We start from the raw sequence: 13,816 nt of genomic DNA on the forward strand, positions 1-13,816 counted from the left end.
TTCCTCGATTTGATGACGATTATAAGACCCGACCTCCCTCAGCCGGGCCGCATTCAAATGGCGTCGACGCCGGTTTCGCCGGTTCTGATCCGGACGACTTCCTCGACGTTGGAAACGAAAATTTTTCCATCGCCAATGCGCCCCGTCTGCGCGGCATTGCGGATCGCGTCGATGACTGCCTCGACGTTTTCATCGGCCAGCACGACTTCAACCTTCACTTTCGGCAGGAAGTCGACCACGTATTCGGCGCCGCGATACAGCTCCGTATGGCCCTTTTGCCGCCCAAATCCCTTGGCTTCCGTGACCGTTATGCCTTGCAATCCTACTTCCTGAAGGGCTTCCTTCACTTCGTCCAGCTTGAAAGGCTTTATGATCGCTTCGATCTTTTTCATGAGAAAATTTCTCTCCGCTTCCCTCATTGATGCAGGTAACACCTGTTTGCCCTGCGTTGATGCACTTACCGTGCCAATTTGGTCCGCGAATTGCGAAAAAAACAGAAAATCACCCGCATTGCCGAAACAGTTTTGCCTAAACCCGGGCAAAACACCAGAGCTAAGTGCCTATTTTTTGTGAGAATTAGTCAGATTGAATTTTTTGCTGATTTTATGATTTGCGCAGATTTTTTGCATAAATTCATGCTGTTTCGATAGGCAAATGCACAATAAATATCCAATATTAATTTCCTCAACGCCATTGCCGTTTGGTTCGGCTTTCGATTTGATATTTGCATGATGCAAACATCTTTTCATCACCTGATTTCTCCCTCGTCCATGGCGTTGGTGGACCACGATGCGGCCGACTCGGGCATCGATAGTTATGGGCTGATGCGCAAAGCCGGTTCTGCCGTGGCGGCAGCGGCACTCCGGCTTTTTCCAAAGGCGCTGAGGGTGGCTATCCTGTGTGGGCCAGGAAATAATGGCGGTGATGGCTATGTCGCGGCTGAGGCGCTGCGGGCATCAGGCGTTTCTGTTCAGGTCTTTTGTCTGGGCGAACCGAAAGAGCTGAAGGGAGATGCCGCTCTGGCTTATGCCGACTACCAGGGCAAGGCCGAACCGCTGGCGCTCTATGATCCACAAGAGGGCGACCTGGTGGTGGATGCGCTGTTCGGTGCGGGCTTGGCGCGCGACCTGCCTTCGCCGGTGTTGGTGCTGATCGAGCGGGTCAACCAGGCCGGTGTTCCTGTTCTGGCGGTCGATCTGCCCTCTGGTGTCGATGGTCGCACGGGCCAGCCCCTTCCGGTGGCGTTTCAGGCGGTCCATACGGTAACATTCATGGCACGAAAGCCGGGACATGTGCTGCTGCCGGGACGGTCACTCTGCGGCGCAGTGGAGATCTACGACATTGGCATTCCGCGTCGCATCGTTGATCGACATCAAGGCGAGGTTACCGTCAATCATCCCGATTTATGGGCGCATCTCCTGCCAAAAATCTCCGGCGCCAGCCATAAATTCACCCGGGGCCATCTCACGGTATTTTCCGGCCGCACCAGCGCAACAGGCGCCGCCCGGCTGTCCGCCATGGCCGGATTGAAGGCCGGAGCGGGTCTGGTGACTTTGGCCTCACCGGCCTGTGCCGTTCTTGTCAACGCCGCCCAGACCACAGCCGTAATGGTGAAGACCGTCGATGATCTTGACGACCTTGAAGACTATCTGACCGACCAGCGGATGAGCGCCTTCGTGCTCGGACCCGGTTTCGGGATTGGCGAAAAGGCGAGGGCATTTACCCTCTCGCTGGTCAAACGCAGACTGGTTCTCGATGCTGATGGTATTTCATCGTTCAGGGACCAACCAGACGAACTGTTCAACGCATTTTCCGGCAATGAAGCCCGCTTGGTTCTGACGCCGCATGAGGGCGAATTCGCTCGGCTGTTTGCCGATATTGCCGGTGACAAGATGTTGGGCAAAGTCGAAAAAGCCCAGGCCGCTGCCAGAAAAGCCAATGCGGCCGTGGTGTACAAAGGTGCTGACACCGTGATTGCCGCCCCTGATGGTCGGGCGATGATCAACGAAAATGCGCCTCCGTGGCTTGCCACAGCCGGTTCCGGCGATGTGTTGGCCGGGATCATCGGCGGACTATTGGCGCAAGGCGTTCCGGCTTTTGAGGCGGCAGCCGCAGGCGTCTGGCTCCATGCTGAAACGGGCGCAAAGGTCGGCGAGGGACTGACGGCGGAGGATCTGGCGGCGGCTGTGCGGCCCTTTCGCCAAGGTTAAAACGCCAGCATCATGGCGACACGGCGAATTGGATTGAGGCCTTTAGCCGCTTCTGCTGCAAGGATCTTTTTCAGGCGCATAGGGCAGGCATCCCCCTCGACGGCTTGAAACCCAAGAGAGGAATAAAAGGGCGCGTTGAAAGGCGCGAAACGATCTGTTGTCAGCGTCGAACCCACGAGATGTCTGGTCCGTCCTTCATTAAGCAAAGCATTTATCAGTCGCCGCCCATTTCCCCGCCGCTGCCATTGCGGATGAACATCTGCTTCTCCTATGTGCAACCAGCCTTCGCTGACATAGCCACCAGCATATCCGACCGGACTTTCCGCTCCATCGAAAGCTGCCAGAAGCATACCGGCATCGAGATAAACCCGCAATTCCTCGTCGCGGCTTGCAACAGGGTCGCCTGTTACGGCCCCAGCAGCCCGAAGGGTTTCGAACGAAGCCAATTCCACATCTCGCAAACTGCGAAAATGCTGCCTCGTCGCGGGACCGATATGGCTCGTATCAGCAGGGTCGCCGATGGGTGTCGTCATCATCAGACCTTCAGTTCGATAGCGCTTTCTGAAGCAATTGCGCGCCATTCGGTGCATTGACCTTGCCGCCCGTGATGAAAAACGCAAAGACATCGCGTGGCTTTTTATCCGCAATCCGTTGCGGCGCAATCAACGGCAAATCCTGCGGCATACCGCCTTCAGCATAGGTGGAAAACCGCTTTGCCCAGTCCTTTACCTGGGTTTCAGGATAGCAGGTCTTTATCTCATCTGTTCCCTTTTGCAGCCGGGCATAGACGAAATCCGCATTGACATCGGCAAACATCGGGTAATCGTGGTGATCAGCACAGACTGCGGCCACGCCATGCCGCTCCAGCATGGTGATGAAATCAGGTGTCTGGAACGAGGGATGGCGTGGCTCGACCACATGCCGCAGCGCCAATCCATCAAGGGTTTTCGGCAGGAGCGACAGAAACCCCTCGAAATCGTCAGGCTCGAACTTTTTCGTTGCCATGAATTGCCAGAGAATAGGGCCAAGATGGTGACCCAGTTCCGCGATACCCTGGTTCAGGAACTTTTCGATAGATGGACCGGCCTCGGCCAGGATCTTGCGATTGGTACAATAACGGCTGGCTTTCAGCGAAAAGATGAAATCCTCCGGAACTTCTTTAGCCCATTTGGCGAAGGTCTCCGGCTTCTGGCTGGAATAATAGGTGCCGTTGACTTCAATGGCCGTGAGCTGGCGGCTTGCATGTTCCAGCTGCCGCTTCTTCGGCAGCTTTTCAGGATAGAACGTGCCTTCCCAAGGTTCGAAAGTCCAACCGCCGATGCCGGTACGGATTGTGCCTGCGGTCATCTGCCCACTCCTTGTTGATCGCTACTCTGCGGCCTGCGGCTTCTTCATCGGACGGCGCTCCAGCAACTCCCTGAGGAAGTGGCCGGTGTAGGACGCCTCAACCTTGACGATCTCTTCCGGCGTGCCTTGGGCGACGATCTGGCCGCCGCCATCGCCGCCTTCGGGGCCGAAATCGATGATGTGATCGGCAGTCTTGATCACTTCGAGATTGTGCTCGATGACCACGACTGAATTGCCCTGATCGACCAGTTCCTGAAGCATTTCCAAGAGCTTGGCGACGTCATGAAAATGCAGTCCGGTGGTCGGCTCGTCCAGAATATACAGCGTGCGGCCCGTTGATTTCTTCGAGAGTTCCTTGGCAAGCTTGATGCGCTGGGCTTCGCCGCCCGACAGTGTATTGGCCTGTTGCCCGACCTTGATATAGCCAAGGCCGACATCAAACAGCGCTTGCAGCTTGTCGCGCACCGCAGGTACTGCCGAGAAAAACTCGACACCTTCCTCGACCGTCATGTCCAGCACGTCGGCAATCGACTTGGTTTTGAAGGTCACATCAAGCGTTTCGCGATTATAGCGCTTACCGTGGCAGACGTCGCAGGTGACATAGACATCCGGTAGGAAATGCATTTCGATCTTGATGACACCATCGCCCTGGCAGGCTTCACAACGTCCGCCCTTGACGTTGAAGGAAAAGCGGCCGGGCTGATAACCGCGCGCCTTGGCCTCCGGCAGACCGGAAAACCAGTCGCGGATCGGGGTAAACGCGCCGGTATAGGTGGCAGGGTTGGAGCGCGGCGTGCGGCCAATCGGCGACTGGTCGATATCAATCACCTTATCGATGAATTCAAAACCATCGATCCGATCGTGATCGGCCGGGTTTTCGCGTGCGCCCATCACCCGTCGTGCTGCGGCCTTATATAATGTCTCGATCAGGAAGGTTGACTTGCCGCCGCCGGAAACGCCGGTAACGGCGGTAAACACGCCAAGCGGAATGGCCGCTGTGACATTCTTCAGATTGTTGCCCCGGGCGCCGATCACCTTGATCTGCTGGCCCTTCTTGGGCTTGCGCCGCGCCGGCGGTACTTTAACGCCGAGTTCACCGGTCAGGTATTTGCCGGTCAGTGACTTGTCATTGGCCATGATGTCCTGCGGACTGCCCTTGGCGATCACCTGGCCACCATGAATGCCTGCCGCAGGCCCGATATCGACCACATAATCGGCAGCCAGAATGGCGTCCTCGTCATGCTCGACGACGATTACCGTATTGCCGATATCGCGCAGGTGTTTGAGCGTATCGAGAAGCCGGGCATTGTCGCGCTGATGCAGGCCAATCGAAGGTTCATCCAGCACATAAAGTACGCCGGTCAGGCCTGAACCGATCTGTGAGGCAAGCCGGATACGCTGGCTTTCTCCGCCTGACAGAGTGCCGGAGTTGCGCGACAGGCTGAGATAGTCCAGCCCGACATCGTTGAGGAAGCTCAGGCGCTCGCGGATTTCCTTGAGAATACGAACGGCGATTTCGTTCTGCTTGTCGGTAAGCAGACCAGGCAGGGTCTCGAACCAGCCACCGGCAACCCGGATCGACATTTCCGTTACCTGACCGATATGCAGGCCGTTGATTTTCACCGCCAGCGCTTCGGGTTTCAGCCTGAAACCTTTGCAGGCAGGGCAGGGCGCAGCGGACATGTAGCGCTCGATTTCTTCCCGCGCCCAGGCGCTATCGGTTTCCTTCCAGCGGCGCTCCAGGTTTGGCACGATGCCTTCGAAGGTCTTTGTCGCGCTATAGGAGCGTGCGCCGTCGGCGTAGTGAAACTCGATCTTTTCTTCCGTGCCGTGCAGGATGGATTTCTGCGCCTCCGCGCTCAGCTCAGACCATTTGCTGGTCAGCTTGAAGCCAAAAGCCTTGCCAAGACCTTCAAGGGTCTGGTCGTAATAAGGCGAGCTGGATTTCGCCCAAGGTGCAATCGCGCCATCCTTCAACCGCTTGTCGGCTTCGGGAATGATCAGCGCTTCATCGATCTTCTGCTGGAAACCGAGGCCGTCGCAGGTTGGGCAAGCGCCGAACGGATTGTTGAAAGAGAACAGCCGTGGCTCGATTTCCGGAATGGTAAAGCCGGAGACCGGGCAGGCGAATTTTTCCGAAAACAGCACCCGCTCATGGGTCTCGTTCAACGATTTATTGGCGGAGCCGCCAGCCGATGTTTCATTGGCCGGCAGGGGCTTGTCGGCAAATTCGGCGACCGCCAGCCCATCGGCAAGGCGAAGGCAGGTTTCCAGGCTGTCGGCCAGCCGCGAGGCCATGTCGGCCCGCACCACAACACGGTCAACCACGATATCGATATCGTGCTTGTATTTCTTGTCGAGGGTGGGTGCCTCGGCGATTTCATAGAACTGGCCATCGATCTTGACGCGCTGGAAGCCCTTCTTCATCAGCTCGGCGAGTTCTTTCTTATACTCGCCCTTGCGGCCCCGGATCAGAGGCGCAAGAATATAAAGCCGCGTCCCTTCCTCAAAGGCCAGAACACGGTCAACCATCTGGCTAACGGTCTGGCTCTCGATCGGCAGGCCGGTGGCTGGCGAATAGGGCACGCCAACGCGGGCAAACAGCAGGCGCATGTAGTCGTAGATTTCGGTGACTGTCCCGACCGTCGAGCGCGGATTGCGCGAGGTGGTCTTTTGCTCGATGGAGATTGCAGGCGACAGGCCTTCGATCAGGTCCACGTCGGGCTTCTGCATCATCTCCAGGAACTGCCGGGCATAGGCCGACAAGCTTTCGACGTAGCGGCGCTGGCCCTCGGCATAGATCGTATCGAAGGCCAGCGACGACTTTCCCGAGCCGGAAAGGCCGGTCATCACGATCAGGCTGTTGCGCGGCAGGTCAAGGTCGATGCCCTTGAGATTGTGCTCGCGCGCACCACGGATGGAAATCGTCTTCAATTCGCTCATAACAAAACTCGGTTTGGGACAAGAGCCGCAGGCGGGAATGCCGCTCCTTATTTAGTCACTGCTGCCGTCCTGTCGAGACGGGTGGGTCGATTATGCGTTCGATTCCGATAGAGTTGACGGCATCATACAAATTTATTAGAACAAATAAAGAACATTTTTTGGTTTAGATTCTTCGCTGTGGATTACAGGTGATCTGCCTGCCCTTAATCGACAGGGATAGGATAAGGTTAAAATTGATTGGATTTGTAAGCCGCCCCATGGTGGCAGCGAGGTGAGTATCATGGCTGGAAGCGTCAACAAGGTTATATTGATCGGCAATCTGGGCGCCGACCCGGAAATTCGCCGTACCCAGGACGGTAAGCCGATTGCCAACCTGCGCATCGCCACGTCCGAATCCTGGCGCGACCGTAATTCCGGCGAGCGCAAGGAAAAGACTGAATGGCATAGCGTGGTGATCTTCAATGAAGGTCTCTGCAAGGTGGCCGAACAATATCTGAAGAAGGGCGCGACTGTTTATATCGAGGGCCAGCTTCAGACCCGCAAATGGCAGGACCAGAACGGCAATGACCGTTACTCGACGGAAATCGTCCTCCAGGGCTTCAATTCGACCCTGACCATGCTTGGCGGTCGTGGCGATGGGGCAGGCGGCGGTGCTGCCCGTGGCGGCAGCGATTTCGGCGGCGGCGGTGGCTACGACGACTACGGCTCGGCCCCGGCCCGCAGCGGCGGCGCTTCGTCCGGCGGCCGTGGCGCCAGTGCGCCATCGGGCGGATTCTCGCGCGATATGGATGATGATATTCCGTTCTGATTTGCGACGTTCAGCCGGAGTTCTTCGGTTCAGGCGCATCCTCATTGGGATGCGTCTTTTTCTTTATGATTGAGGGTCTCATACGAAGAGTCATTGAAGATGACACTTCGTATTTTTTTTGCAAATATCTCAAGCGATTGATGCATTTGAGATATTTGCAATACCATCAAGGCGAGGATGCGTCAGCATGCCAGAGCTTTGGTATCAGAGGTGAAATGCCGACTTGATGCCGTCAACGACGAATTGCACGGAGAGCGCGGCCAGTATGACGCCGAGCAGGCGTGTCAGGATCGCCCGACCCGTCACCCCTAAAAACCGGTCAAGCCGATCTGCGATCACAAGCGCCAACAGCACGATGCCGATGCAGAGTGCGAGAACCAGGATCAGTTCTGTGCGCTCGACCGGGCTCGGCAGGGAGCTGGCCAGCAGGATGGTGGCAGAAATGGCCCCAGGGCCAGCAATCAGCGGCAGGGCAAGCGGGAAAACCGCGATATGGTGCATGTGATCGCGGGTAATCGCGTCTTCCGATGTCTTTTCCTTGCGCTCGTGACGTTTCTCGAAAATCATTTCGAAGGCGATGGCAAACAGCAAAAGGCCACCGGCGATGCGGAACGCGCCCATCGAAATGCCAAGCCCTTCAAGAAGGCTGGCGCCGAAAACCGCAAAGACCGCCAGAATGCCAAAGGCGATAACCGTGCCGCGCAGTGCCACCTGCTTGCGTTGCTGCCGGGTCATGCCACGGGTCAGTCCGAGAAAAAGCGGAGCTAGACCCGGCGGGTCAAGCGTCACCAACAGGGTGGTAAAGGCATTGAGGAGAAGTTCGACATTGGTCATTGATGTTCTCCTGTTTCTGGTTGGATAAAGACCGCAGATTGCGCGAAACTGGGGCGCGATGGTTCTTCTACCATATCCTGGCCGTTGGAGAGTGATTTCCGGCGCGTGGAGGCAAGGTCAAGCCACCAGTGGCGGTCATTCGGGCAGATAGCAGCCCAGGGCTCAAGAAATGCCTTGTCATAGCCGCAAAAGCCTGTTCAAAACCTCCCAGCAAATTGGCGCGGAAAGGGGCTTTCCGCTATAAAATCCCTAGTGATTCTAACAGGCGTGACCCGTTTTGACTGAGCAAAGCACACCCGGCGGCAAAATGCCGTCCGATATCGAACCCATTTCGATTATAACGGAGATGCAGCGGTCGTATCTCGATTACGCGATGAGCGTTATCGTTAGCCGCGCGCTTCCCGATGTCCGCGATGGTTTGAAGCCCGTTCATCGTCGTATCCTGTTTGGCATGTCCGAGCTGGGTATCGACTGGAACAAGAAATATGTGAAATGCGCCCGTGTAACCGGCGACGTGATGGGTAAATTTCATCCGCACGGCAACTCGGCGATTTATGACGCGCTGGCCCGTATGGCGCAGGATTGGTCGTTGCGGCTGCCGCTGATCGACGGTCAGGGCAATTTCGGCTCCATCGACGGCGATCCGCCAGCGGCGGAACGCTATACCGAGTGCCGCCTGCAAAAGGCCGCGCATTCGCTGCTGGACGATCTGGACAAGGACACGGTCGATTTTCGTGACAACTACGATGGCACGCTGTCCGAGCCTGTCGTCGTGCCAGCGAAATTTCCCAATCTTCTCGTCAATGGCGCCGGCGGTATCGCGGTCGGTATGGCGACGAATATTCCGCCGCACAATCTGGTCGAAGTCATCAATGGCTGTATCGCGCTGATTGAAAACCCGGCTATCGAATTGCCGGAACTGATGCAGATCATTCCAGGCCCAGACTTTCCGACCGGGGCGCTGATTCTAGGTCGTAGCGGCATTCGCTCCGCCTATGAGACCGGACGCGGTTCGGTGATCATGCGCGGTGTGGCGCGGATCGAGCCGATGCGCGGTGACCGTGAGCAGATCATCATCACCGAGATCCCCTATCAGGTGAACAAGTCGACGATGATCGAGAAAATGGCCGAATTGGTGCGTGATAAGCGCATCGAGGGCATTTCCGACCTGCGCGACGAATCTGACCGCCAGGGCTACCGCGTCGTGGTCGAGTTGAAGCGTGACGCCAATGCGGACGTGATCCTCAACCAGCTCTACCGCTACACGCCGCTGCAAAGCTCGTTCGGCTGCAACATGGTGGCGCTGAATGGCGGCAAGCCGGAACAGTTGACGCTGCTCGATATGCTGCGGGCTTTCGTCAGCTTCCGTGAGGAGGTTATTAGCCGGCGAACGAAATATCTGTTGCGCAAGGCGCGTGACCGCGCCCATGTGCTGGTTGGTCTCGCCATTGCCGTTGCCAATATCGACGAAGTCATCCGGTTGATCCGCCAGGCGCCGGACCCGCAGACAGCACGCGAGCAGTTGATGGAGCGCCGCTGGCCTGCAGCGGATGTCGAAAGCCTGATCCGGCTGATCGATGATCCGCGCCACAGGATCAACGAGGACAACACCTATAACCTGTCGGAAGAGCAGGCTCGCGCCATCCTCGAATTGCGTCTTGCCCGCCTGACAGCTCTTGGTCGCGACGAAATCGACGAGGAATTGAACAAAATCGGAGCGGAAATCTCCGATTATCTCGATATTTTGTCGTCTCGGACTCGTATCCAGACCATTGTTGTCGATGAGCTTGTCGCGGTTCGCGATGAATTCGGCACGCCACGCCGCAGCCAGATCATGGAGGGCGGTCCTGACATGGACGATGAGGATCTCATCGCCCGTGAAGACATGGTGGTGACCGTTTCGCATCTCGGCTATATCAAGCGCGTTCCGCTGGTCACCTATCGCGCCCAGCGGCGCGGCGGCAAGGGCCGCTCCGGCATGGCGACACGGGACGAGGATTTCGTTACCCGGCTATTTGTTGCCAATACCCACACACCGGTTCTGTTCTTCTCGTCACGCGGTATCGTTTATAAGGAGAAGGTTTGGCGTCTGCCGATCGGCACCCCGCAGTCGCGTGGCAAGGCACTGATCAACATGCTGCCACTGGAGCCAGGCGAGCGGATCACCACGATCATGCCGCTGCCCGAGGATGAGGCAAGCTGGGATAATCTCGACGTGATGTTCTCGACGACGCGGGGCACCGTGCGCCGTAACAAGTTGAGCGATTTCGTTCAGGTCAACCGCAATGGCAAGATCGCCATGAAGCTTGAGGAAGAGGGCGATGAGATCCTCTCCGTCGAAACCTGCACGATTGACGACGATGTGCTGCTGACCACGGCCTTGGGGCAGGCGATCCGCTTCCCTGTCGATGAAGTCAGGGTGTTTGCCGGTCGCAATTCCATCGGCGTTCGCGGCATTTCCTTGCAGCCGAATGACCGAATCATCTCGATGACCATCTTGAGCCATGTCGATGCCGAGCCATGGCAGCGTGCGGCCTATCTGAAGCGTTCTGCTACCGAGCGCCGCGCCAGTGGCGTGGATGAGGACGACATCGCATTGGTTGGTGAAGAGGTGGGTGAAATCGGCGATCTGACCGAAGAGCGTTATCAGGAGCTGAAGGCACGCGAACAATTCGTGCTGACGATCTCCGAACGCGGCATCGGCAAGCGCTCGTCGTCCTACGATTTCCGCACATCTGGCCGTGGCGGCAAGGGCATTCGTGCCACCGACACGTCGAAGACGGCAGAAATCGGCCAGCTGGTTGCTGCCTTCCCTGTCGAAGACAAGGACCAGATCATGCTGGTCTCGGATGGTGGTCAGTTGATCCGCGTGCCAGTCGATGGCATTCGCATCGCCAGCCGCGCCACCAAGGGCGTGACGATCTTCAACACAGCCAAGGACGAAAAGGTCGTCTCTGTCGAGCGTATCAATGAGCCGGAAGGCGAAGAGGATGGCGAGATCGGTGCAGAGACCACCGCCGACAACGGTGTCGCCACCGATACGGCAACGCCGGATGAGAGCGCGACCTAAGGGATATCGTTTAGGTTAAAAACCAGAAGGCCATGGCGTTATAAGCGCCATGGCCTTCTGCATTCTGATAATATTGTAACAAGCATCTGCCCCGCTCTCGTTTATCAGATGCAGAGCATGCCTTCACGCCGGGCGTAACGTGCGTAGCCTGAGCGCATTGGTCAGCACGAAGACGCTGGACAATCCCATCGCACCGGCGGCGAAGATCGGCGATAGCAGCGTCCCATTGACAGGGTAGAGCAGACCAGCCGCCAGCGGGATCAGCAGGACATTGTAGGCAAAGGCCCAGAACAGGTTCTGGCCGATATTGCGGATCACCGCCTTGCTGATGGCAATAGCCCGTGCCACGCCTTGCAGGTCACCGGACATCAGCACGACGTCGGCGCTTTCGATGGCGATATCGGAGCCGGTGCCAACTGCGATGCCGATATCGGCGGCGGAAAGAGCCGGGGCATCGTTGATGCCATCGCCAACGAAGGCGAGCTTGCTTCCATCCTTGCGAAGGCTGGCAATCGCCGCCACCTTACCGTCCGGCAGGACTTCGGCAATTACTGTATCAATGCCGAGTCGGGCGGCGATGGCCTCGGCGGTGCGGTGGTTATCGCCGCTGATCATCGCCACCTTGAGGCCAAGGTCGTGCAAGGCACGGATGGCCGCCGGTGTGCTTGACTTGATCGGATCGGCGACGGCCATCAGAGCGGCAGGCTTTCCATCAATTGCCAGATAGAGCGGGGTTTTTGCGTCCAAACCGAGCTGTTCGGCGTCCTCGGCAAAGGAGAAGAGATCGATGCCATGCCGGGTCAGCGCCCGGTCGGCACCAACAAGCACCTGATGGCCGGAGACGATGCCGCTGATACCATAGCCCGGCTCTGCGACAACGTCGGTCGCAGTCAGGCGAGGCGCTTGTTCAGCCTCGGCAGCGGCCAGGATGGCTTTGGCAATCGGGTGTTCGGAGCGCGCCTCCAGGCTGGCTGCGAAGGACAGAATGTCGGCGCGGGAAAAGCCGTCTGCCGCCACCAGATCGGTCAGTTCCGGCCTGCCTTCGGTCAGCGTGCCGGTCTTGTCGAGAGCAACGACCGTGACATCGCGCAGGCTTTGCAAGGCTTCGCCCTTGCGAAACAGCACGCCCAACTCGGCAGCGCGGCCGGTGCCAACCATGATCGAGGTTGGTGTAGCCAGCCCCATGGCGCAGGGGCAGGCGATGATCAGCACCGCAACCGCATTGACCAGCGCATAGCTAAGTGCAGGCGCAGGGCCGAGTAAGAGCCAGACAATGAAGGTGAGCAGAGCCGCCGCGATCACGGCTGGAACGAACCAGCCGGTTATCCGGTCCACCATGCCCTGGATCGGCAGTTTCGAGCCTTGCGCGGTTTCCACCATACGGATGATCTGGGAGAGAAGCGTATCGGCGCCGACCTTGGTGGCGCGAAACCGAAACGCACCGTTTTTGTTGATCGTACCGCCGGTCACCGTGTCACCGTGCGCCTTTTCCACCGGTACCGGCTCGCCTGAAATCATCGATTCGTCGATAAAGGAACGGCCTTCGATCACCACGCCATCGACAGGAAGCCTTTCTCCGGGACGGATGTCCAAGATATCACCGACGATAACGGCGGCAATGTCGAGATCAATAGGTTTGCCGTCTCGGATCACCCGCGCGGTTTTGGGGCTGAGACCGATCAGCCGTTTGATGGCGTCGCTGGTTCGGCCTTTGGCACGGCTTTCCAGCGTGCGCCCCAGCAGCACCAGGGTGACGATAACGGCTGCCGCTTCATAATAGACATTGACGGTGCCTTGCGGCATCAGCCCCGGCGTGAACGTGGCAACCAGCGAATAGCCATAGGCGGCGGATGCGCCCAGCACCACCAGCGAGTTCATATCTGGATGAAGGCGAATGAGGTTTGGCACACCACGGCGAAAGAATGTCAGGCCAGGACCAAACAGCACCAGCCCGGCCAGCAAGGCCTGAAGCACCCAACTGGTCTGCATGCCAAGCGTGTTCATCACCCAGGAATGCAGGGCGGGAATGAGGTGCGAGCCCATTTCAATGATGAAGACCGGAAGGGTCAGGAGAAAGGCAATCAAAGTCATCCGCGTCAAGCGGTGTGTCTCATCCGCACGCCGGTCGGGCAGGGGTTCGGGGGCGGATAGCCCTTCCGGGCTGGCTGGCTTGCGAACATGATAACCGGCCTGTTCCACGGCAGCGACGAGGGTCTGTCTATCCGTCTCTGCGGTGACGGTCACGGTGGCGCGTTCGGTTGCCAGATTGACCGCAGCTAAACTGACGCCCGGCACGGCGGCCAATGCCTTTTCCACGCGCCGCACACAGGAGGCGCAGTTCATGCCATCTATGTCTAATTCCTGGGTCTCGATACGCGGCGCATAACCGGCCTGTTGAATGGCTGCCAGCACGGCGGCGAGATCCGGCTGCTGCGAAAACTGCACGCTGGCCTTTTCACTGGCCAAATTGACCGAGGCAGACGATACGCCCGGCACGGCGGCAATCGCCTTTTCGACCCGCCGCACGCAAGAGGCGCAATTCATGCCATCGATGGCGATGGTGGTTTCAAGGGTGTTGCTGGCATTCATCGGTCTGGTTCCTAT

The 13,816-nt window shown here is 57.9% G+C and carries 9 protein-coding genes; 3 read left to right on the forward strand and 6 right to left on the reverse strand.

Translation table 11 applies throughout. The annotated features are described in order from the left end of the window. Positions 1 to 53 precede the first annotated feature (53 nt). Entirely contained in the window at positions 54 to 392 is a 339-nt protein-coding gene (locus tag FS819_RS07440; protein WP_015916113.1) for a P-II family nitrogen regulator, read from the reverse strand. Positions 393 to 728: 336 nt separating this feature from the next. Between FS819_RS07440 and FS819_RS07445 the strand changes: the two genes are divergently transcribed. After that, a complete protein-coding gene (locus FS819_RS07445; RefSeq protein ID WP_156547723.1) occupies positions 729 to 2,210 on the forward strand; it encodes an NAD(P)H-hydrate dehydratase in 1,482 nt (493 codons plus the stop codon). Here the strand turns inward: FS819_RS07445 and FS819_RS07450 are convergent. From FS819_RS07450 to uvrA, 3 genes are read right to left on the reverse strand one after another with little or no spacing between them, the layout of a single operon-like run. Next, positions 2,207 to 2,872, reverse strand: coding sequence for a GNAT family N-acetyltransferase (locus FS819_RS07450; protein ID WP_234624414.1), 666 nt, complete (start codon positions 2,870 to 2,872; stop codon positions 2,207 to 2,209). The two genes, FS819_RS07445 and FS819_RS07450, sit on opposite strands and share 4 nt — an antisense overlap. Continuing rightward, positions 2,754 to 3,557, reverse strand: a complete 804-nt coding sequence (locus FS819_RS07455) for a DUF72 domain-containing protein (RefSeq protein WP_156547721.1) — start codon at positions 3,555 to 3,557, stop codon at positions 2,754 to 2,756. Before FS819_RS07455 ends, FS819_RS07450 begins: the two co-directional genes overlap by 119 nt. 21 nt (positions 3,558 to 3,578) lie before the next feature. Further along, the gene (uvrA, locus tag FS819_RS07460; RefSeq protein WP_156547720.1) at positions 3,579 to 6,500 is read right to left on the reverse strand and encodes an excinuclease ABC subunit UvrA; all 2,922 of its coding nucleotides are present in this window, start codon (positions 6,498 to 6,500) and stop codon (positions 3,579 to 3,581) included. Positions 6,501 to 6,780: 280 nt separating this feature from the next. Here uvrA and FS819_RS07465 point away from each other — a divergent pair, with 280 nt between their 5' ends. Then, the gene (locus FS819_RS07465) at positions 6,781 to 7,308 is read left to right on the forward strand and encodes a single-stranded DNA-binding protein (RefSeq protein ID WP_156547719.1); all 528 of its coding nucleotides are present in this window, start codon (positions 6,781 to 6,783) and stop codon (positions 7,306 to 7,308) included. A gap of 204 nt (positions 7,309 to 7,512) precedes the next feature. Here the strand turns inward: FS819_RS07465 and FS819_RS07470 are convergent, their stop codons facing one another. Continuing rightward, complete coding sequence (locus FS819_RS07470) at positions 7,513 to 8,142, reverse strand: MarC family protein (RefSeq protein WP_156547718.1); 630 nt, start codon at positions 8,140 to 8,142, stop codon at positions 7,513 to 7,515. A 277-nt stretch (positions 8,143 to 8,419) separates the two neighbouring features. On the opposite strand from FS819_RS07470, the gene gyrA reads away from it, so the two are divergent. Continuing rightward, entirely contained in the window at positions 8,420 to 11,212 is a 2,793-nt protein-coding gene (gene gyrA / locus FS819_RS07475) for a DNA gyrase subunit A (RefSeq protein ID WP_156547717.1), read from the forward strand. A gap of 123 nt (positions 11,213 to 11,335) precedes the next feature. Here the strand turns inward: gyrA and FS819_RS07480 are convergent, their stop codons facing one another. Continuing rightward, positions 11,336 to 13,801 carry a heavy metal translocating P-type ATPase gene (locus FS819_RS07480; protein WP_156547716.1) on the reverse strand — a complete coding sequence of 822 codons (2,466 nt, stop codon included), beginning with the start codon at positions 13,799 to 13,801 and terminating at the stop codon, positions 11,336 to 11,338. Positions 13,802 to 13,816: the final 15 nt, after the last annotated feature.

This window comes from Allorhizobium sp. Av2 (assembly GCF_021462805.2).
GTDB classification, from domain to species: Bacteria; Pseudomonadota; Alphaproteobacteria; order Rhizobiales; family Rhizobiaceae; genus Allorhizobium; species Allorhizobium vitis_G.

Bases quoted from the DNA above. Each gene is read 5' to 3' on its own strand.
- FS819_RS07440 (WP_015916113.1), bottom strand. From the start codon at position 392: ATGAAAAAGATCGAAGCGATCATAAAGCCTTTCAAGCTGGACGAAGTG.
- FS819_RS07445 (WP_156547723.1), top strand. From the start codon at position 729: ATGATGCAAACATCTTTTCATCACCTGATTTCTCCCTCGTCCATGGCG.
- FS819_RS07455 (WP_156547721.1), bottom strand. From the start codon at position 3,557: ATGACCGCAGGCACAATCCGTACCGGCATCGGCGGTTGGACTTTCGAA.
- uvrA (WP_156547720.1), bottom strand. From the start codon at position 6,500: ATGAGCGAATTGAAGACGATTTCCATCCGTGGTGCGCGCGAGCACAAT.
- FS819_RS07465 (WP_156547719.1), top strand. From the start codon at position 6,781: ATGGCTGGAAGCGTCAACAAGGTTATATTGATCGGCAATCTGGGCGCC.
- FS819_RS07470 (WP_156547718.1), bottom strand. From the start codon at position 8,142: ATGACCAATGTCGAACTTCTCCTCAATGCCTTTACCACCCTGTTGGTG.
- FS819_RS07480 (WP_156547716.1), bottom strand. From the start codon at position 13,801: ATGAATGCCAGCAACACCCTTGAAACCACCATCGCCATCGATGGCATG.